The organism is Kocuria sp. CPCC 205258 (assembly GCF_040981005.1).
Classification (GTDB): Bacteria; Actinomycetota; Actinomycetes; order Actinomycetales; family Micrococcaceae; genus Kocuria; species Kocuria rosea.
Map to the genome: position 1 here is coordinate 182,513 of NZ_JAVKPS010000004.1, position 20,786 is coordinate 203,298.

Annotated in this window: 12 protein-coding genes and 1 tRNA gene; 2 read left to right on the top strand and 11 right to left on the bottom strand. The window is 71.9% G+C overall.

All coding sequences use genetic code 11. The annotated features are described in order from the left end of the window. Window positions 1-68: 68 nt before the first annotated feature. From RF644_RS09205 to RF644_RS09215, 3 genes are all read right to left on the bottom strand, one after another. A complete protein-coding gene (locus RF644_RS09205) occupies window positions 69-1,826 on the bottom strand; it encodes a BCCT family transporter (RefSeq protein WP_368796300.1) in 1,758 nt (585 codons plus the stop codon). Window positions 1,827-1,963: 137 nt separating this feature from the next. Then, window positions 1,964-2,581 carry a dephospho-CoA kinase gene (gene coaE, locus RF644_RS09210; RefSeq protein WP_368796301.1) on the bottom strand — a complete coding sequence of 206 codons (618 nt, stop codon included), beginning with the start codon at window positions 2,579-2,581 and terminating at the stop codon, window positions 1,964-1,966. Window positions 2,582-2,625: 44 nt separating this feature from the next. Next, window positions 2,626-4,347 (bottom strand): alpha-amylase family protein, encoded by a 1,722-nt coding sequence (locus RF644_RS09215; RefSeq protein ID WP_368796302.1) that lies wholly within the window; start codon window positions 4,345-4,347, stop codon window positions 2,626-2,628. Between the two features lie 90 nt (window positions 4,348-4,437). Here RF644_RS09215 and RF644_RS09220 point away from each other — a divergent pair, with 90 nt between their 5' ends. Next, window positions 4,438-5,157 carry a YigZ family protein gene (locus tag RF644_RS09220; RefSeq protein ID WP_126350094.1) on the top strand — a complete coding sequence of 240 codons (720 nt, stop codon included), beginning with the start codon at window positions 4,438-4,440 and terminating at the stop codon, window positions 5,155-5,157. Window positions 5,158-5,271: 114 nt separating this feature from the next. Here RF644_RS09220 and rpsA read toward each other — a convergent pair whose 3' ends face one another. The 4 genes from rpsA to RF644_RS09240 all read right to left on the bottom strand — a co-directional run bounded on the left by rpsA (window position 5,272) and on the right by RF644_RS09240 (window position 11,985). After that, window positions 5,272-6,762: a 30S ribosomal protein S1 gene (gene rpsA, locus RF644_RS09225; protein WP_035924005.1), complete on the bottom strand. Its 1,491-nt coding sequence runs from the start codon at window positions 6,760-6,762 to the stop codon at window positions 5,272-5,274. Window positions 6,763-6,934: 172 nt separating this feature from the next. Next, entirely contained in the window at window positions 6,935-8,347 is a 1,413-nt protein-coding gene (locus RF644_RS09230) for a GNAT family N-acetyltransferase (protein WP_368796303.1), read from the bottom strand. 62 nt (window positions 8,348-8,409) lie between these two features. Then, on the bottom strand, window positions 8,410-11,298 hold the full coding sequence (gene polA / locus RF644_RS09235) for a DNA polymerase I (protein ID WP_368796304.1): 2,889 nt from the start codon (window positions 11,296-11,298) through the stop codon (window positions 8,410-8,412). Between the two features lie 84 nt (window positions 11,299-11,382). Beyond that, window positions 11,383-11,985, bottom strand: a complete 603-nt coding sequence (locus tag RF644_RS09240) for an ANTAR domain-containing response regulator (protein WP_031282683.1) — start codon at window positions 11,983-11,985, stop codon at window positions 11,383-11,385. A 227-nt stretch (window positions 11,986-12,212) separates the two neighbouring features. Here RF644_RS09240 and RF644_RS09245 point away from each other — a divergent pair. After that, window positions 12,213-12,296, top strand: a tRNA-Leu gene (locus RF644_RS09245). A gap of 49 nt (window positions 12,297-12,345) precedes the next feature. Here the strand turns inward: RF644_RS09245 and RF644_RS09250 are convergent. The 4 genes from RF644_RS09250 to gltB form a co-directional block, all read right to left on the bottom strand. Then, window positions 12,346-12,822 carry a PaaI family thioesterase gene (locus RF644_RS09250; RefSeq protein ID WP_017832866.1) on the bottom strand — a complete coding sequence of 159 codons (477 nt, stop codon included), beginning with the start codon at window positions 12,820-12,822 and terminating at the stop codon, window positions 12,346-12,348. Beyond that, the gene (gene pyk / locus RF644_RS09255; RefSeq protein ID WP_368796305.1) at window positions 12,819-14,297 is read right to left on the bottom strand and encodes a pyruvate kinase; all 1,479 of its coding nucleotides are present in this window, start codon (window positions 14,295-14,297) and stop codon (window positions 12,819-12,821) included. Before pyk ends, RF644_RS09250 begins: the two co-directional genes overlap by 4 nt. A gap of 268 nt (window positions 14,298-14,565) precedes the next feature. Next, entirely contained in the window at window positions 14,566-16,029 is a 1,464-nt protein-coding gene (locus RF644_RS09260) for a glutamate synthase subunit beta (RefSeq protein WP_368796306.1), read from the bottom strand. Beyond that, on the bottom strand, window positions 16,022-20,692 hold the full coding sequence (gltB, locus tag RF644_RS09265; protein ID WP_368796307.1) for a glutamate synthase large subunit: 4,671 nt from the start codon (window positions 20,690-20,692) through the stop codon (window positions 16,022-16,024). The genes RF644_RS09260 and gltB overlap by 8 nt, the downstream gene beginning before the upstream one ends. Between the last annotated feature and the right edge of the window lie 94 nt (window positions 20,693-20,786).

The window sequence follows — 20,786 nt, forward strand, 5'->3', positions numbered from 1 at the left end:
CGGCACGGACCGGGCCCACCGGCGGGTGTGACGTCGGTGGGCCCGTACGGTCCCTGGTGTCCGGGCGGCTACTCGACGTCGCGGATCTGCTTGAGGGAGCCGGTGCTCGTGCGGTACTCCCGCACGTAGTCGGGCTGCTCCGGGTGCTCGATGGCCGGGGCGTTGGCCGGCTCCGAGCCGTGCACGTAGTCCGGGGCCACGACGATCTCCTCGTCCACCGCGGCGCCGGTGGAGGTGCGGCGGTGGAACTCCTCGGGCGGCAGCACCCGGCGCCACTGGCGGGTGGGCAGGACGCCCACCTCCCCGGCGTCCTCGCGCAGGGCCCGGAGCAGCGAGTAGATCATCACGTATCCGAGAACGAAGAACGGCAGGCCGATGAGGATCGCCACGTTCTGCAGCGCGGCGAGCCCGGTGGCGCCGGTGGCGGTCAGCAGGATCGCGGCGATGAGGCCGATGGCGACGACCCAGAACACGCGCTGGTGCACCGGGGACTCCTCCTCGTGGCCGCTGCCCATGGTGTCCATGACCAGGGCGGCCGAGTCGATCGAGGTGATGAAGAACAGCACCACGATGAGCACGCCCACGGCGGAGGTGACGGTGGAGAACGGGAAGTTCTCGAGGAAGACGAACATCGCGCCGGGGATGTCGCCCTCGTCGACGACGGCCTCCACGAGCCCGCCCCCGCCGTTGAGCTCGATGTCGAACACGCCCATGCCGAAGATCCCGAACCAGATGACGGAGAACAGCGTGGGGAAGGCGAGCACCCCGGAGACGAACTGGCGGATGGTCCGGCCGCGGGAGATGCGGGCGATGAAGATGCCCACGAACGGGGACCACGTGATGGTCCACGCCCAGTAGAAGACGGTCCAGCCGCTCTGCCACCCGGTGTCCGCGAGCGAGTCGTTCCAGAAGGCGAGGGCCGGGAGCATCGACAGGTACGTGCCGGCGGACTCGACCATGCCCTTGAGCATCAGCACGGTGGGCCCGGAGACGAGGATGAAGACCAGCAGGGCGATCGCGATGAGGATGTTGGTGTTGGACAGCCGCTTGATGCCCCGGTCGAGGCCGAGGGCCACGGAGACCGAGGCGACGAGGCTGACGGCGGCGATGATGAGGATCTGCGACAGCGCCGACTCGGAGATGCCGAAGAGCCGTGCCAGGCCGCTGTTGATCTGCATGGTGCCGAGCCCGATCGAGACGGCCACGCCGAACAGGGTGCCGACGATGGCCAGGATGTCGATGAGCCGCCCGACCGGCCCGTGGATGCGCTCCCCCAGCAGCGGCTGGAACATGGAGCTCACCCGCGGCGGGAGGTTGCGCTTGTACATGAAGTAGCCGAAGGCCAGTGCCGGGAGGGTGAAGATCGTCCAGGTGTGCAGCCCGAAGTGGTAGAGCGTGAAGCCCATCGCCTCGGTGGCGGCCTCCATGGAGGCCGGCTCGACGCCCTGCCGGGGCGGGTTCGCGAAGTGGTTCACCGGTTCGGCGACGGCCCAGAACATCAGGATCGTGCCGATGCCCGCGGCGAAGAGCATCGAGAACCAGGACAGGTTGGTGTGCTGGGGCCGTTCGTCGTCGGCCCCGAGCCGGACCTGACCGAAGCGGCTGACCATGAGGTAGATCAGGAACAGCAGGAAGACGGTCACACCCAGGATGTAGAACCAGCCGAGCTGTTCGATCACCCAGGTGGAGCCGTCCGCGAAGACCGCGTCCATGAATTCCGTGAACACCAGCGTCAGGACCACGAACGCGGCGATCACCAGCGCGGAGCCGAAGAAGATGGTGGGACTGGTCCGCAGTCGCAGGGAGTCGTGCAGTCTGTTCAGCATCGCCGTGCTTCCCCGGCTGCCCTCGGCCTCGGACGAGCGGACGGCCGCCGTGTCTCGGTTGTGTGCGTCGGTTGTGTGCGTCGGTGGTGCGTTCTGGTTGCTACGACCCTACCGCGTGGTCGCCCCGAGGTGGAGGCTCACTCCGGGGACGGCGTGGACGCCAGGCGCGGCTCCACGTGCCACTCCCACCACGCGTCCACGCGGTCGAGCAGGCGCTGCACGGTGCCGTCGTTGACCAGCACGGTGCTGGAGACGGCGGCCCGCTCCTCGTCGGTGGCCTGGGCGGCGATCCGGGCGCGGGCGTCGGCCTCCGTCATGCCGCGGTCCTCGACCATCCGCCGCACGCGCTCCTCCACCGGGGCCTGGACCGTGAGGACGAGGTCGAAGCGCCCGTGCTGGCCGGTCTCCACGAGCAGCGGGATGTCCTCGACCAGGACGGCGTCCTCCCCGGCCGCGGCCGCGAGCCGTTCGGCCTCCGCCCGGACGAGGGGGTGGATGATCGCGTTGAGCCGGGCGCGCGCCTCCGGGTCCGCGAACACGCGGGCGCCGAGCGCGGCCCGGTCCAGGCGGCCGTCCGGGGTCAGCACGGAGGGTCCGAACTCCTCCACGATCCCCTCGAGACCGGGCCGGCCCGGCTCCTGCAGGGCGCGGGCGATCGCGTCGGCGTCGACCACGGTGGCCCCGAGCTCCATGAGCCGCCGGGAGACCGTGGATTTGCCCGAGGCGATCCCGCCGGTGAGTCCGATGGTCAGCATGGGACCATGCTATCGGCCGGTCCCGGCCGCGCCCCGACGAGCGCTCAGGCCTCCCCGGCCCCGGCCACGGTGGTCATGACGTCCGGCAGCGTGCCGGGCCCGTGCGCCCGCTGCACCCGCAGCCAGCGGTACCCGTAGCCCTCCAGTGCCAGCTCGGCCGAGGAGCCGGCGTCGAGGGTGCACGTCCCGCTGCCCAGCAGGTCCAGCAGCTCGGTGCCCTCCTCCTCGTCCGGCAGCCGCAGCGGCACCGTGGTGGGCTCGGCCGAGAAGTTGTGCAGCGCCACGATGCCGGAGCCCTCCCACGAGCACCGGTGGGCGAGGACCTCCCGCCGCGGCTGGTCCAGGACCTCGGCAGGCCCCCAGGCCAGCTCGGTGCACTCGCGGTAGCGGCGGGCCAGGGCAGTGACGAAGTTCAGCAGGGAGTCGGGGTCCCGCTTGGCGTCGGCCACGTTCACGGCCGCGGGGCCGAACTCGCCCTCGACGACGGGGCCGGAGAGGTCCTCGGCGCCGGCGGAGGAGAACCCCCCGTTGCGCCCGGAGGTCCACTGCATGGGCGTGCGGACGGCCATGCGGCCCTCGGCGGCGAGGTTCTCGCCCATGCCGATCTCCTCGCCGTAGTACAGCACCGGGGTGCCCGGCAGGGAGAAGAGCAGCGAGTAGACCATCCGGATGCGCTGCCGGTCCCCGTCCAGCATGGGCGGCAGCCGCCGGGTGAGGCCCCGGCCGTAGATCTGCATGCGCTCCTCGGGCCCGAAGGCGGCGAAGACCTCCTCCCGCTCGGACGCGGAGAGCTGGTCGAGGGTGAGCTCGTCGTGGTTGCGCACGAAGTTGGCCCACTGGGCGTCCTGCGGGATGCGGGGCCGGTTCTTCAGGGCGGTCGCCAGCGGCCCGGCGTCCCGGCGGGCCAGCGAGAGGTAGAGGTTCTGCATGGCCACGAAGTCGAAGATCATGGTCAGCTCCCCCGCGTCCTCGGTGCCGAACAGCTCGAGCTGCTGCTGGTAGGGCAGGTTGACCTCGCCCAGCAGGGCGGCCCGGCCGTTGCGGCGGTTGGCGAACCTGCGCAGCGAGCGCAGGAACCCGTGCGGGTCCGTGAACCCGCCCCGGTTCTCGAAGTCGTCGCCCTGCGCCAGCGTGAGCAGCTGGGGGATCCCGTCCACGCGGAAGCCGTCGAGGCCCAGGTGCAGCCAGAACCCGACGATCTTCGCGATCTCGTCCCGCACCTTGGGGTGGGAGAGGTTGAGGTCCGGCTGGTGGCGGTAGAAGCGGTGCAGGTACCAGTGCCCGGTGATCTCGTCCCCGGTCCAGATGCCGCCCTCCTGGTCGGGGAACACGGCCTTCCCGGAGGTGTCCGGCGGCTCGTCGGCCCGCCACACGTAGTAGTCGCGGTACGGGCTGTCCGTGCTCGAGCGGGCGGCCTGGAACCACGGGTGCTGGTCGGAGGTGTGGTTGACCACGAGGTCGGCGATGACCCGCAGACCGCGGTCCTGGGCGGTGCGTACGAGCTCCACGAGGTCGCCGAAGCTGCCCAGCCGCTGGTCGACGCCGTAGAAGTCGGTGATGTCGTAGCCGTCGTCCCGGTTGGGCGAAGGGTAGAACGGCATGAGCCACAGGCAGGTGACGCCGAGCTCCGCCAGGTAGTCCACCCTCTCGGCCAGCCCGGCGATGTCGCCGACGCCGTTGCCGTCCGTGTCCAGGAACCGCTCGACGTCCACGCAGTACACGACCGCCTGCTTCCACCAGAGGTCGGAGGTGTCGGCGATGCGCATGTCTGCTCCCTCGGTCGCGGCTGCTCCCCTGTCTAGCACCCCGTCCCAGTCCCGTCGAGGGCGCGCGGGGCCCGGCCTAGAGTGGGGAGCATGGACCCGGACCCCCTGCTCAGCCGCGCGACCCGGTACACGACGCTCGCCGCGGGCACGGAGGCGGTGGCCGAGCTGGAGATCAAGCGCTCCCGCTTCCTGGCGGTGCTGCGGCGGGCGTCCACGGAGGCCGAGGCCCGGGCCCTGGCCGAGGAGCTGCGGCGCGGATTCCACGACGCCCGCCACCACTGCTCGGCGTTCGTCCTGGGCCCGGACCGGGACGTGCAGCGCTCCTCGGACGACGGCGAGCCCACGGGCACCGCGGGCCTGCCGATGCTCGAGGCCCTCGTGCTGCGGCGCACCGCCACGGACGCCGCCGGCCGGGACGTCACCGACCTCTCGGACGCGAGCGCCGTGGTGGTCCGCTGGTTCGGCGGCACCCTGCTCGGCGCCGGCGGGCTGGTCCGGGCCTACTCCGAGGCCGTGTCCCAGGCCCTCGACGGCGCGTCCCTGGTGGTCCGCCGGCGGCAGCGCCTCTACCGGCTCCCCGCCTCCCACGCGGACGCGGGCCGGATCGAGAACGAGCTGCGCGCGGCCGGGACCACGGTCCTGGACACCGCCTACGGGGCGGCCGGCGCGGAGCTGGGCCTCGCCCTGCCCGACGACGACGCGGCCGTCGCCGCGCTGCACTCCCGCGTGGCCTCGCTGACCGCCGGCGCCGGTGTCCTGCGGCCCGTCGGCACGGACTGGGTGGACACCCCCGCCGGCAGCCGGCCCTGAGCGGCGCCCGGCCGGTCCGGCGGCCCCGGGGACAGCACGACGGCCCCCACCCTGCGAAGGGTGGGGGCCGTCGTGGTCAGCGCCGTGCGGAACGGCCTGGCGGTGCCTGTCGGATCAGGCTCCGGTCAGCTTCTCGCGCAGAGCGGCCAGGGCCTCGTCGGAGGCCAGGGTGCCGGAGTCGGCGGCCGGGGCCTCGGAGGAGTAGCTGGTCGGGGCCGGCGCGGACGAGGAGGAGGACGAGGAGGACGAGGACGAGGAGCTCGTCGTGCCGCCGGCGGCGGCCTCGGCGTCCTCGGCGATCGACTTCCGAACCTGCTCCTTGTGCGCCTCCCAGCGCGACTGGGCGTCGGCGTACTGCTGCTCCCAGGCGGCGCGCTGGGTCTCGTAGCCCTCGATCCACTCGTTGGTCTCGGGATCGAAGCCCTCGGGGTACTTGTAGTTGCCCTGGTCGTCGTACTCGGCGGCCATGCCGTACTGGGCCGGGTCGAACTCGGTGGAGTCCGGGTCCACGCCCTCGTTGGCCTGCTTGAGCGACAGCGAGATGCGGCGGCGGTCCAGGTCGATGTCGATGACCTTGACGAACAGCTCGTCGCCCACGGAGACGACCTGCTCGGCCATGTCCACGTGGCGCTGGGCCAGCTCGGAGATGTGCACCAGACCCTCGATGCCGTCCTCGACGCGCACGAACGCGCCGAAGGGGACGAGCTTGGTGACCTTGCCCGGCACGACCTGCCCGAGGGCGTGGGTGCGGGCGAACAGCTGCCACGGGTCCTCCTGGGTCGCCTTCAGCGACAGGGAGACGCGCTCGCGGTCCATGTCGACGTCCAGGACCTCGACGGTGACCTCCTGGCCGACCTCGACGACCTCGGAGGGGTGGTCGATGTGCTTCCAGGACAGCTCGGAGACGTGCACGAGACCGTCGACGCCGCCCAGGTCCACGAAGGCACCGAAGTTGACGATCGAGGAGACCGTGCCCGTGCGGACCTGGCCCTTCTCGAGCTTGTGCAGGAAGTTGGAGCGGACCTCGGACTGGGTCTGCTCGAGCCAGGCACGGCGGGACAGGACCACGTTGTTGCGGTTCTTGTCCAGCTCGATGATCTTCGCCTCGATCTGCTGGCCGATGTACGGCGCGAGGTCGCGCACGCGGCGCATCTCGACGAGGGAGGCGGGGAGGAAGCCGCGCAGGCCGATGTCGAGGATGAGGCCACCCTTGACGACCTCGATGACGGTGCCGGTGACGACGCCGTCGTCCTCCTTGATCTTCTCGATGTCGCCCCAGGCGCGCTCGTACTGAGCCCGCTTCTTGGACAGGATCAGGCGGCCTTCCTTGTCCTCCTTGGTGAGGACCAGAGCCTCGACCTCATCACCCACGGTCACGACCTCGTCCGGGTCGACATCGTGCTTGATGGACAGCTCGCGGGACGGGATGACGCCCTCGGTCTTGTAGCCGATGTCGAGAAGGACCTCGTCGCGGTCGACCTTGACGACGGTGCCCTCGACGAGGTCGCCGTCGTTGAAGTACTTGATGGTCGCGTCGACAGCGGCGAGGAAGTCCTCGGCGGACCCGATGTCGTTGACGGCAACCTGCGGGGTGGTGGTGGTCATGTAGTAGGGGCTCCGATGGGGATAGTTTGTGATCAGTCGGAACGGAGATTGTCCGGCCGGACCGCGGCCGTTCCGAAGGATTGCTGGACAGGGCACGTGCAGAGCACGCACCGGATCAGTCTACGGACGGAGGAAAAGGGGCGCAACACGCGACCCGCCGCGCCGCGCGGGCTCAGAACTGTGTGACGCCGTACGGGGCGGTCGGGGTCTCCATGAAGTCCTGCAGGTCCCGCAGCGCGTCCTCGTCCCGGGCCACGATCAGCCCCGCCTGTGCGAGGGTGCTCGCCTTCACCGCCCCGAGGTACAGGGACCCGAGCACGTCCACCCGCATCGCCACGTCGGCCCCGTCGGGCAGCTCCACCGCGGGGACCGAGCGCCCGGCGTCGTCGTCGGCGGTGCGGGGCCGGTCGCCCAGCCGCTCGACCACGGGCTTGCCGCTGCTGGTGTCCAGCGCCCAGACGCCGTCGGCGTAGCCCATCGAGTCCACGAGGGAGATCACGATCCGCCCGCGGAAGGTGTACGGGCGGGCCTCCAGCGCGGCGGCGGGGTCCAGGACCCGCACCCACACCTTGTCGGACTCCGCGGTGACGCGGTACTTGGCCCGGTCCGCCATCGCCCACACCAGCGGGTCCTCCACGGGGGCGCGGCCGAAGCGGACCTGGTCCACGAGGTCCAGGGAGGTCACGAACTCCCACAGGGCGATCGACACGTCCGGGGAGGCGCCCACGAGGTCGAGCACCGTCAGGGTCAGCGGGTAGGAGGTGTTGGGCTCGAACCGGTAGGTCACGTAGCCGTCCGGGCGCATCGCGTCGTCGTAGTGCACGGCGCAGCGCACCTCGGGGTCCGCCTTCTGCGGGGTGATGGCGTACTCCCCCGTGTACTCGGGCCAGTGGTAGGCCACCCGGCTCACCGATCCGTGGGAGCTCTCGTGGAAGCGCTGGAAGAGCACGGGGGCGAGCTGGCGCACCGCCTCGCCGTCGGCCATCTCCACGCTGCCCACGGACGGCGCCTTGAGCTGCAGGCGGGTCGTGGCGTCCACGGTGACCTCACGGTTGAACGTGGCCGCGCCGAAGCCGAACCGGCCGTAGATGGTGGCCTCGGTCGCGGTCAGCAGCGCTACGGGGTAGCCGTCCCGCCGGGCGCGGTCGAGCTCCCCCGTCATGAGCCGGCGCAGCAGCCCGCGGCGGCTGTGCGTGGGCCGCACGGTGACCTCGGAGATGAGCCGGGCCCGCAGCAGCCGGCCGCGGCCCGCGTTGAGCGAGCCCTCCCAGGAGGTGAAGGTCGCCACGGGCCGCCGGGTGGGGAGTGCCGCCTCCGGCACGGCGTGCGGGTACGCCGCTCGCAGCCGCACCCGCTCGGCGTGCATCCAGGACAGGGTGCGCTCGAGGGTCTCGTCGGTCGGCTCCGCCTGGTGGAAGCCCTGCCGGATGGCCCGCACCCACTCCACGGCGGCGGGGTTGGTCGCGACGCCGCCGGGGCCCACGCCGAACTCCGCGAAGGTGTAGTCGTGCCCGCCGGCCGAGTAGGACTCGGTCACGGTGCCGGGGGTGGACGGTGTCGTCGGAGCGTCGTGCTGGGGGTCCATGGTGGGTTCCTCGTTCGCGGTGGGGTCGGGGAGCGGGCCGGCCGGGGCGCCGGTCCGGCCGGTCAGTGGGCCGCCTCGTGCCAGGAGCGGCCCGCGCCGACGTTGACCTCCAGCGGCACCGATAGCTCGGCGGCGCCGCCCATCTCCTCGCGCAGCACCCGCTCCACGGTCTCGCGCTCCCCGCGCACGACCTCCACCACGAGCTCGTCGTGGACCTGCAGGAGCATCCGGGAGCCGAGGCCCTCGTCGGCGAAGCGCCGGTCCACCCCGAGCATCGCCTTCTTGATGATGTCGGCGGCCGAGCCCTGGATGGGGGCGTTGAGGGCGGCGCGCTCGGCCATGGAGCGCAGCTGCCGGTTGTCGCTGGAGAGGTCCGGGAGGTATCGGCGGCGTCCGTCGATCGTGGCCGTGTAGCCGTCCTCGCGGGCCTGCTCCACGACGCCGCGCAGGTAGTCGCGCACCGCCCCGAACCGGGTGAAGTAGTCGCTCATCAGGGTGCGGGCCTCGTCCACGGGGATCCGCAGCTGCTTGGAGAGCCCGAAGGAGCTCAGCCCGTAGACCAGCCCGTAGCTCATGGCCTTGACCTTGGAGCGCATGGGCGCGGTGACCTCCTCCGGGGCCACGCCGAAGATCTTCGAGCCGACGAAGCGGTGCAGGTCCTCGCCGCTGCGGAACGCCTCGATCAGCGCCTCGTCCCCGGACAGGTGCGCCATGATGCGCATCTCGATCTGGGAGTAGTCGGCGGTGAGCAGCTGCTCGTAGGCCCGCCCGTCCGCCGGGCGCCCGACCACGAACAGCCCGCGGATGCGGCGGCCCTCCTCGGTGCGCACGGGGATGTTCTGCAGGTTGGGGTTGGTGGAGGACAGCCGGCCGGTGGCGGCGACGTTCTGCATGTAGGTGGTGTGCACGCGGCCGTCCTCGGCGATGGCCTTCTGCAGGCCCTCGACGGTCTGGCGGAGCTTGTTGGCGTCCCGGTAGGCCAGCAGGCCGGCGAGGAAGCGGTGCCCCTTGGAGTCCGGGTCGGTGCGGGTGAGCAGCTCCGCCACGGCGTCGGCGTCGGTCGTGAAGCCGGACTTGATCTTCTTGGTCTTCGGCAGCCCCAGCTCCTGGAACATCACCTGCTGCAGCTGCTTGGTGGAGCCGAGGTTCACGGGCTCCGCGATCTGGGCGTGCGCCTCCTGCTGCGCCTGCTCGATCACCCGGGCGAAGTCGTCGAGCAGGACCTGCACCCCCTCGGGGTCCACGGCGATCCCGGCGAGCTCCATCCGGCCCAGCACCACGGCCAGGGGCAGCTCGAGGTCCGTGAGGAGGGCGGTCTGGTGGGTCTCGGCCAGCTTCTCCAGCAGGTGCTCGGAGAGCTGGACGGTGGCGACCGCCAGCTCGGCCTCCCGCCGCAGCACCGCCGGGGCGGGCCAGGGCTCGGCGTCCAGGGCGAGCTGCTGCTGCCCCTCGGCGGCGGGCCCGTCCGCGGCGGGGGCCACCGCCAGACCGAGCCGGTCCTCGAGCAGCGCGGGGAGCTCGTAGCTGCGCCGCGCCGGCTGCAGCAGGTAGGCCGAGAGCTGGGGGTCGTCCACGACCCCGGCCAGCGGCAGGCCGCGCACCGCGAGGGACTTCCAGACGTCCTTGAGCCCGTCCACGATCTTGGGCCGGTCCGCGTCGGCCAGCCAGCGGGCCAGTGCGGACTCGAGGCCGGAGTCGGCGGCCGCGAGGTCCAGGAACAGCGCGGACGGCTGGTGGCCGCCGCGGGCGAGGACCACCCCGGAGAGCTCGCGGGCGCCCGGCAGCACGGGGTCGTCGTCGCGGTGCAGGGCGTGCAGCACCACGGGGCCCTCCCCGCCGGCCAGCCACTGCTCGAGGTCCTCGGCGGTGCCGGGACGCTCGACCTCGCCCAGGCCGAGGTCGGCCGGCGGGGCCGCCTCCTCGGCGGGGCGCCCGAAGGCGTCGAAGAGCCGGTTGCGCAGGCCGTCGCCGAACTCGAGGTCGTCGAAGACCTCCCCCACCGCCTGGGCGTCGGGCACGGGCAGGCCGGCGTCGGCGAGGTCGACGTCCAGCGCGAGATCGGTGATCAGGCGGTTGAGCCGGCGGTTGCGCTCGACGTCGGCGCGGTGCTCGCGCAGCGCCTCGCCCTTCTTGCCCTTGACGCGGTCCGCGTGCGCGAGGATCGCGTCGACGCCGCCGTAGGCGAGGATCCACTTGGCCGCGAACCCCGCGCCCACGCCGGGGATCCCGGGGAGGTTGTCGGCCTGCTCCCCGGTCAGGGCCGCGAGGTCCGGGTAGTGCTGGGGCGGCACCTTGTACTTCTCCACCACTGCGGCGGCGTCCATGTGCTTGAGGTCGGACGGGGTGCGTCCGGGGTAGACCACCGTGACGTGCTCGTCGATCATCTGGAAGGCGTCCCGGTCCCCGGAGAAGACCAGCACCTCATAGTCCTGCTCGGCGCCGCGGCGGGCGAGGGTGGCGAGGACGTCGTCGGCCTCGTGGCCCTCGGCGGTGACCACGGGCACGCCCAGGGCGTCGAGGATCCGGCGGATCTGCGGGACCTGCCCGTGGAACTCCTCGGGCGTCTCGTCCCGTCCGCCCTTGTACTCCTCGTACTCCTGGGAGCGCAGGGTGGGGCCGTCGAGGTCGAAGGAGACCACCAGGTGGGTGGGCCTCTGCTCGCGGATCAGCTTCACGAGCGTGTTCACGAAGCCGTAGACGGCCTCGGTGTGCCGGCCGTCGGAGGTCACGAAGGCGGGCCCGCCGCCGTACTCCGCGGCGCGGGACAGCGCGAAGAACGCGCGGAACGCCAGGGAGTGGCCGTCGACCAGCAGCAGCTTGCGCTCGGGCCGGGAGACCGGGTGGGGGATCTCGACGTCGACGGGGTGGTCGGTGTCGGTCCCGACGGTCACCGTGCGGACAGCGGTCTCGGGGCTCGGGTCGGTCTGCGTGTGCTGCGTCGTTTTCTCCACGGACCCATCCTAGGGCCGGGCGGGAGCGGGGGTCGGCGGTCCGCCGGGGCCCGGCGGGTCAGCCCGCGCGGCCGGACGGTGCGCTCAGGCGACCTGGTTGATGATGGCCTCGGCGACCTCCCGCATGGAGAGCCGGCGGTCCATGGAGGTCTTCTGGATCCAGCGGAACGCCTCGGGCTCAGTGAGGCCCATCTTGGTGGTCAGCAGCGACTTCGCGCGCTCCACGAGCTTGCGGGTGGCGAACTGCTCCTTCATGTCCGAGACCTCGCGCTCGAGCGCGGCGATCTCCTCGGCGCGGGAGATCGCGATCTCGATCGCGGGCACGAGGTCGTCCACCGTGAACGGCTTGACCACGTAGGCCATGGCCCCCGCCTCGCGGGCGCGCTCCACGAGTTCCCGCTGGCTGAAGGCCGTCAGCAGGACCACCGGGGCGATCCGGTCCGAGGCGATCTGCTCCGCCGCGGTGATCCCGTCGAGGACGGGCATCTTCACGTCCATGAGCACGAGGTCGGGGCGGTGCTCGCGGGCGAGCTCCACGGCGCGCTGGCCGTTGTCGGCCTCCGCGACCACCTCGTAGCCCGCGTCCTGGAGCATCTCCACGATGTCCAGGCGGATCAGGGTCTCGTCCTCGGCGACCACCACCCGGCGGGCCGGGCGCAGGTCGTTCTCCGCCGCCTCGCCGGACAGGTCGTCGCGGGTCTCGGGCTCCTCCGCCGGGGAGGGGTTCGGCTGCTCCGTCACGCTGACTCCTTGGCTGCTGGTGCGTCGTTGCCCGCGCCGCGCGGGCAGCGGGGCCGGCGGCGCCCGACTGCCCGGCGCCGCGCGTTCCGTCCGATCAGCCCCAGCCTATAACTGTTGTAGAGTGGTCGAGCGCAGGAGCCGCCCTCCCGAGGCGGCGCGGACTGCGACCGCAGGCCCAAGTGGCGGAATTGGCAGACGCGCCGCACTCAAAATGCGGTTCCCCTGGAGTGTGGGTTCGAGTCCCACCTTGGGCACCAGCACCCCGGACCTCTCGGTCCGGGGTCTTCTCGTCCCACCCCCGTGCCGTCAGCCCGCGGCGCCCCGCTCCCGCACCAGGTTGGTGACCCGGGCGGTGGACAGCCGCCGCCCCCGCTCGTCGGTCATCACGACCTCGTGGACGGTGAGCGTAGCGCCCAGGTGCAGCGCCGTGCACGTGCCGGTGACCGTCCCGGAGGCCACGCCGCGCTGGTGCGTCGCGTTGACGTCGACACCCACCGCGTACCGCCCCGGACCGGCGTGCACGCTGGCCGCGGTCGAGGCGAGCGTCTCGGCGAGGACGCAGTGCGCTCCCCCGTGCAGGATCCCGCCCGGCTGCGTGTTCGGCTCGACCGGCATCGTGGCGACCGCCCGCCCGGGCGTGAGCTCCGTGAACCGGATGCCCATCGCCCGGGCGAGACCGCCCATCCCGTGCCCGGGGAAGGCTGCGTGCAGCTCCTCGGGGACCCCGTGCTCGCGCAGGTCCCGGGAGTGCTCCTCGGGGGTCATGGCCGGGGGGCTGCTCACCCCTCCCGCCACGGTCCCACGCGCTCGCGCCGCTGACCGCTCCCCAGCAGCTCCCCGGCGTCGGCGACGTCGCCCACGCGGTGCACCTTGACGAGGTTCGTGGTGCCGGCGACCCCGGGGGGCGAGCCGGCGCAGATCACCACGAGGTCGTCCTTTCCCGCGAGGCCCTGCTCCTGGAGGTGCAGGTCGACCTGCCGGGTCATCTCGTCGGTGTGGTCGACCTTCGCGACCTGGATCGGCTGCACGCCCCACAGCAGGGACATGAGCGCCGTGACGAGGGGCTCCGGGGTGAACGCCAGGATCGGGTGGGCCGGGCGCAGCCGGGAGAGCCGGCGGGCGGAGTCCCCGGACTGGGTGAACGTGCAGAGGTAGCTGACGTCGAGCTGCCGGGCGATGGTCACCGCCGCCCGCGTCACCGCGCCACCGCGGGTTCGGGGCTCCGTGCCCAGCGCCGGGACGCGCTCGAGGGCCTGGGACTCGATGGCCTCGATGATGCGGGCCATCGTCTCGATCGTCTCGATCGGGTACTTGCCCACCGAGGTCTCCCCGGAGAGCATGACCGCGTCGGCGCCGTCGAGCACGGCGTTGGCGCAGTCGGAGGCCTCGGCCCGGGTGGGGCGGGGGCTGTCGATCATCGACTCGAGCACCTGGGTCGCGACGATCACGGGCTTGGCCCAGCGCCGGGCGAGCTCGATGGCGCGCTTCTGCACGATCGGGACCTGCTCCAGCGGCAGCTCCACGCCGAGGTCCCCGCGGGCCACCATGATGCCGTCGAACGCGTCGATGATCTCGTGCAGGGAGTCCACCGCCTGCGGCTTCTCGATCTTGGCGATCACCGGCAGCCGCCGGCCCTCCTCGTCCATGATCTCGTGCACCCGCACGATGTCCTTGGCGTCGCGCACGAAGGACAGGGCGATCAGGTCCACGCCGCGGCGCAGGGCCCAGCGCAGGTCGTCCTCGTCCTTGTCGGACAGGGCGGGGACGTTCACGGCCACGCCGGGCAGGTTGATGCCCTTGTTGTTGGACACCGCCCCGCCCACGACCACCTCGGTGGTGACGGTGGTGTCCGAGACGGCGGTGGCGCGCAGCGCCACCCGGCCGTCGTCGATGAGCAGCGGGTCGCCCACGTTGACGTCGCCCGGCAGGGCCTTGTGCGTGGTGGAGCACAGGCTCGCGGTGCCCTCGACGTCGTCGACGGTGATGGAGAACACGTCGCCGGGGAGCAGCTCGTGCGGACCGTCCGCGAAGCGGCCGAGCCGGATCTTCGGCCCCTGGAGGTCCGCGAGGATCGCGACCGTCTGCCCGACGTCCGCCGAGGCGCGCCGCAGGTTCTCGTAGGACGCGTCGTGCACGGAGTGGTCGCCGTGGCTCATGTTGAGCCGGGCCACGTTCATGCCGGACCGGATCGCCTGGGAGAGGTTCTCGTACGAGGAGATGGCCGGGCCGATCGTGGCCACGATCTTTGCTCGTCGCATGTGTGCCGCCTTGGGTCGAGGGATGCCACCGGGGAGGACGTGCACAGCACTGCGGCCGGGGGCTCCGTCGCGCAGGACACGACGCAGCTCCCGGCCGCACTGCCTGGATGTCCGCCCTGGGGCGGGAGGTCGTTCCCAGCCTACCAACGCCGCCGCCGGTGTCGAGGCGCCCGGCCCGTCCGCCCGCCCCGGACGTGCGACGGCGCGGACCGCCGCCCTCTCAGAAGGGGGCGGCCCGCGCCGCGGGACCGTGGGGCCCGGTGCCGCCCTACAGGGTGAGGTCGATGGCCCGGTCGGTCGGGGCCACGGGCTCCGGCAGACGGGTCGAGCCCATGAGGAACCGTTCGACGGCGGCCGCGCAGGCGCGGCCCTCGGCGATCGCCCAGACGACGAGGGACTGGCCGCGGCCGGCGTCGCCGCACGCGAACACGCCGTCCACGCTGGTCATGTACCGGTCGTCCCGGGCCAGGTTGGTCCGGCCGTCCAGCTCGGCGCCGATCTGCTCCGTGATGTCCTCGGACTCGTTGCCGGTGAAGCCCAGGGCCAGGAAGACGAGGTCCGCCGGGATCACCCGCTCGGTGCCGCCCTTGGGCGCGCGCCGGCCGTCGGGCAGGTACTCGGTCTCGGCGACCTTCAGGCCGGTGAGCCTGCCGTCCTTCCCCACGAACTCCACGGTGGAGGCCATGTAGGTGCGGTCGCCGCCCTCCTCGTGGGAGGTCGAGACCTCGAAGACCCTGGGCATCATGGGCCACGGGTCGGCGTCGGAGCGGTCTGCGGCGGGCTTGCGCCCGATCGCCAGGGACGTGATCGACGCCGCGCCCTGGCGGTTGGCGGTGCCGATGCAGTCGGAGCCGGTGTCACCGCCGCCCAGGACGATCACGTGCTTGCCCGCCGCGGAGATCTGGTCCTCGACCTCGTCCCCGGCCACCACGCGGTTGCCCTGCACCAGGTAGTCCATCGCGAAGTGGACGCCGTCCAGGTCCCGGCCCGGGATCTCGAGGTCCCGCGGCCGGGTGGCGCCGGTGGCGACCACCACGGCGTCGTAGCGGCGCTTGAGCTGGTCCCAGGTGATGTCCTTGCCGATCTCCACCCCGGGGCGGAAACGGGTGCCCTCGGCGCGCATCACGTCGAGGCGCCGGTCGAGGACCTCCTTCTCCATCTTGAAGTCGGGGATGCCGTAGCGCAGCAGCCCGCCGATGCGGTCGTCGCGCTCGTAGACCGCCACAGTGAACCCGGCCTGGGTCAGCTGCTGGGCGACCGCGAGGCCGCCGGGACCGGAGCCCACGACCGCCACGGTCTTGCCGACCAGGCGCTGGGGCACGTACGGCTTGACGATGCCCTCGTCGAAGCCCATCTCCCCGATCGAGTACTCGATCTGCTTGATGGTCACCGCCGGCTGGTTGATGCCGAGCACGCACGAGGACTCGCACGGGGCCGGGCAGACCCGCCCGGTGAACTCCGGGAAGTTGTTGGTGGCGTGCATGCGCTCGACCGCCTCGGCGTCGAGGCCCCGCCACACGAGGTCGTTCCACTCGGGGATCAGGTTGCCGAGGGGGCAGCCCTCGTGGCAGAAGGGGATCCCGCAGTCCATGCACCGGCCGGCCTGCTTCTGCAGGACCCCCCGGTCCTGGGCCTCCTGGACCTCCTTCCAGTCCATGATCCGGACGGGCACCGGCCGCTTGGGGCGGTCGACGCGCTCGGTCACCTTCATGAAACCGCGCGGATCAGCCACGGGTCGTCACCTCCAGGATCTTGTGCCAGGCCTCGTCGCCGTCGGGGTCCTGCCCCTGCGTCCGGGCCTCTTCGCGGATGCCCTGCACGGCGGCGTACTCCCGCGGCAGGACCTTGGTGAAACGCCCGAGCGTGGCCACGGGGTCGGCCAGGAGCCGGTCCGCGAGCTCGGAGCCCGTCTCCTCGGCGTGCTTCGTGATGAGGGCCAGCACGACCTCGGCGTCGGCCTCGTCCAGGGGCAGCAGCTGCAGCTCGCCGCCGTCGCGCGCCTGCTTGTTGACCGAGGTCTCGGCGAGGTCGATGACGTAGGCCACGCCGCCGGACATGCCGGCGCCGAAGTTGCGGCCGGTGCGGCCCAGCACCAGGGCGGTGCCGCCGGTCATGTACTCGCAGCCGTGGTCGCCGATGCCCTCGACCACCGCGGTGGCGCCCGAGTTGCGCACCAGGAACCGCTCGCCCACGGTGCCGCGCAGGAAGATCTCCCCGCTCGTGGCGCCGTAGCCGATCACGTTGCCCGCGATGACGTTCTCGGAGGCCTCGAACACCGCGTCCCGCTCGGGGCGCACGATGATCCGCCCCCCGGACAGGCCCTTGCCGCTGTAGTCGTTGGCGTCGCCCTCGAGCCGCAGGGTGATGCCCTGCGGGAGGAACGCGCCGAGGGACTGGCCGGCCTGGCCCGTGAGCGTCACGTCGATGGTGTCGTGGGCGAGGACGTCCGTGCCGAACGTCCGCGTCACCACGTGGCCGAGCATCGTGCCGACCGCGCGGTCGGTGTTGATGATGTGCTGCTGGATCCGCACGGGCTCGCGCTTCTCCAGAGCGGCCCGGGAGAGCCGGATCAGCTCGTTGTCGAAGTGCTTCTCCAGCTCGTGGTCCTGGCCGCGCATGTTGCGCACCGCCGCGCCCCGGTGCTCCAGCACCGTGGAGTGCAGGATCGGCGAGAGGTCCAGCCCGTGCGCCTTCCAGTGGTCGATGGCGTCCTTGGTCTCGAGGACCTCGGCGTGCCCGACGGCCTCCTCGATCGAGCGGAACCCGAGCTGGGCCAGGTACTCCCGGACCTCCTCGGCGATGAACTCGAAGAAGTTCACCACGTGCTCGGCCCGCCCCGTGAACCGCTTGCGCAGCTCCGGGTTCTGGGTGGCCACGCCCACCGGGCAGGTGTCCAGGTGGCACTTGCGCATCATGATGCAGCCCTCGACGATCAGCGGCGCCGTGGCGAAGCCGAACTCCTCCGCGCCGAGCAGCGCGGCGACGATCACGTCCCGGCCGGTCTTCATCTGCCCGTCCGCCTGGACGACCACGCGGTCCCGCAGCCCGTTGAGCATCAGCGTCTGCTGGGTCTCGGCGAGGCCGAGCTCCCAGGGGGCGCCGGCGTGCTTGAGGGAGTTCAGCGGGGCCGCGCCCGTGCCGCCGTCGTGCCCGGAGACGAGCACCACGTCCGCCTTGGCCTTGGTGACGCCCGAGGCCACGGTGCCGATGCCGATCTCGGAGACCAGCTTGACGTGCACCCGGGCCTGCGGGTTGGAGCGCTTGAGGTCGTAGATCAGCTGCGCCAGGTCCTCGATCGAGTAGATGTCGTGGTGCGGCGGCGGCGAGATCAGGGACACGCCCGGGGTGGAGTGGCGCGTGCGGGCGATCCACGGGTACAGCTTCTGCGCCATGAGCTGGCCGCCCTCGCCGGGCTTGGCGCCCTGGGCCATCTTGATCTGGATGTCGTCGGCGTTGGTCAGGTACAGGCTCGTGACGCCGAACCGACCGGAGGCCACCTGCTTGATCGCCGAGCGCCGCTGCGGGTCGAGCAGCCGGTCGACGTCCTCGCCGCCCTCACCGGTGTTGGACTTCGCGCCGAGCCGGTTCATCGCGATCGCCAGGGTCTCGTGCGCCTCCTGGGAGATGGAGCCGTAGCTCATCGCCCCGGTCTGGAAGCGCTTGACGATCGAGCTGACGGGCTCGACCTCCTCGAGCGGCACCGGCTTGCGGTCCGCGGTGAAGCCGAGCAGCCCGCGCAGGGTCAGCAGCTTCTTCGTCTGGTCGTCCACGAGCTTCGTGTAGGACTTGAAGATGTCGTAGCGCCCGGTGCGGGTGGCGTGCTGCAGCCGGAACACGGTCTGCGGGTTGAACAGGTGCGGCGGGCCGTCCCGGCGCCAGTCGTACTCGCCGCCGGTCTCGAGGTCCCGGTGGGGCTCGGTCACGCCGTCGGCCGGGTACGCCCGGCGGTGGCGGGAGGCCGTCTCCTCGGCGATCACGTCGAGGCCGATGCCGCCGATCTGGGTGTGGGTGCCGGTGAAGTAGTCGTCCACGAGCTCGCGCGACAGGCCGAGGGCCTCGAAGACCTGGGCGCCGCAGTAGGAGGAGACCGTGGAGATGCCCATCTTGGACATGATCTTCTGCACGCCCTTGCCCAGGGCCTTGATCAGGTTGTGCACCGCGTGCTCGGTGGTGATCCCGGTGAGGTCGCCCGAGCGGACCAGCTCCTCCGCGGACTCCATCGCCAGGTAGGGGTTCACCGCGGACGCGCCGTAGCCGATGAGCAACGCCACGTGGTGGACCTCGCGCACGTCGCCCGCCTCCACGATCAGCGCCACCTTGGTGCGGGTCGCGGAGCGCAGGAGGTGGTGGTGCACGGCCGAGGTGAGCAGCAGCGACGGGATCGGGGCCCACGCGCCGTTGGAGTCGCGGTCGGAGACGATCACGTACTCGACGCCGCGGGCCACGGCCGCGGAGACCTTCTCGCAGATCTCCGCGATCCGGGCGCGCAGGGACTCCGCGCCGCCGTCGGGGCGGTACAGGCCCCGCACCTTGAGCGCGGCGGGCATCCCGTCCTCGCCCTCGATGTGCAGGAACTGGTCCAGCTGGTCGTTGTCGATGACCGGGAAGTCCACCGCGACCTGGCGGGTTCGGACCCGCTCGGTGGTCAGCAGGTTGCCGGAGGGGCCCACGGAGCCGCGCAGGCTCGTGACGAGCTCCTCGCGGATGGCGTCCAGCGGGGGGTTGGTGACCTGGGCGAAGGACTGCACGAAGTAGTCGAACAGGGTGCGGGACTTCTCGGAGAGCACGGCGATCGGGGTGTCGGTGCCCATCGCGTAGATGGGCTCGGCGCCCTTGGCCGCCATGGGCCCGACGATCATCTTCAGCTCCTCCTGCGTGTACCCGAAGGTCTTCTGGCGCAGGGTGATGGAGGAGCGCGGGTGGATCATGTGCTCGCGCTCGGGGAGGTCCGTGATGTCGACGATGTTGCTGTCGGCCCACTCCTCCCACGGGGCGGCGGAGGCGATCTGGGCCTTGATCTCGGCGTCCTCGACGATCCGGCCCTGCGCGGTGTCCACGAGGAACATCGTGCCCGGGGACACGCGGCCCTTGCGCACGATCTTGCGGTCCCCGACGTCGACGACGCCGACCTCCGAGGCGAAGACGACCAGGCCGTCGTCCGTGACCCAGAACCGGCCGGGGCGCAGCCCGTTGCGGTCCAGCAGGGACCCGACCTGCACGCCGTCGGTGAAGGCCACCGCGGCGGGCCCGTCCCACGGCTCCATGAAGGAGGCGTGGTAGCGGTAGAACGCCTTGCGGGCGGGGTCCATGGTCTCGTGGTTCTCCCAGGCCTCCGGGATCATCATCATCATGGCCTGGGTGACGGGCCGGCCGGAGAGCACGAGCAGCTCGGCGACCTCGTCCAGGGACTGCGAGTCGGAGGCGCCCTCCGAGCAGATCGGGAACAGCTCCTCGGGGTTGCGGCCCAGCAGCGGGGACTTCAGCTGCGACTGGCGGGCGCGCATCCAGTTCCGGTTGCCCTTGACGGTGTTGATCTCGCCGTTGTGCGCGAGCGTGCGCATGGGCTGGGCCAGCGGCCACGAGGGGAAGGTGTTGGTGGAGAACCGGGAGTGCACGATCGCGAGCTCGGTGGTGAACCGCTCGTCGGACAGGTCCGGGTAGAAGGGCTCGAGCTGCTGGGTGGTCAGCATGCCCTTGTAGACGATCGTGCGCGAGGACAGCGAGGGGAAGTAGACGCCGGACCGGTTCTGGGCGCGCTTGCGCAGCCGGAACGCCTTCTGGTCCAGGCGCCGCCGGGCGGCCTCGTCCTCGGGGGCCGGCGTGGACTCGGCCACGAACAGCTGCACGAAGTAGGGCATGACCTCCAGCGCGGACCGGCCCACCACGGACTCGGCGACCGGGACGGGCCGCCAGCCGAGGACCTGCAGCTCCTCGGAGCGCGCGAGCTCCTCGAGGGCGCCCTGGATCCGCTCCGCGTTCTCCCCGCCGTGCGGGAGGAACGCGGTGCCCACGGCGTAGCCGCCCAGGGGCGGCAGCTCGAAGTCCAGCACGGCGCGGAAGAACGCGTCCGGCAGCTGGGTCAGCAGACCGGCGCCGTCACCGGTGCCCTCGTCGCCGCCCACGGCGCCGCGGTGCTCCAGGTTGCGCAGCGCCGTCAGCGCCGCGTCGACGATCTCGTGGCTCGGGGCGCCGTTGAGGGTCGCGACCACGGCGAGGCCGCACGCGTCCTTCTCCTCGTCCGGGTGGTAGAGGCCCTGCTCCTCGGGCGCGTTGGAGAACTGCTCGAACGGGGACTCCGGCTGCTCCTGCGCGGTCTCGGCGGGATCGGCCGGACGCGGGTCCGTGCCGCCCTGGGCGGAAGTGTCACCGGGGGTGCCGGCCGGGGTAGAGGTCATGACTGACGTCTCCTCACCATGGGATGCGGTCAACAGGAGCGGCCCCCGCGGCAGAGCTCCGGTCGGGAGGTGCCGCCGGATCGTGAGCTGCCGC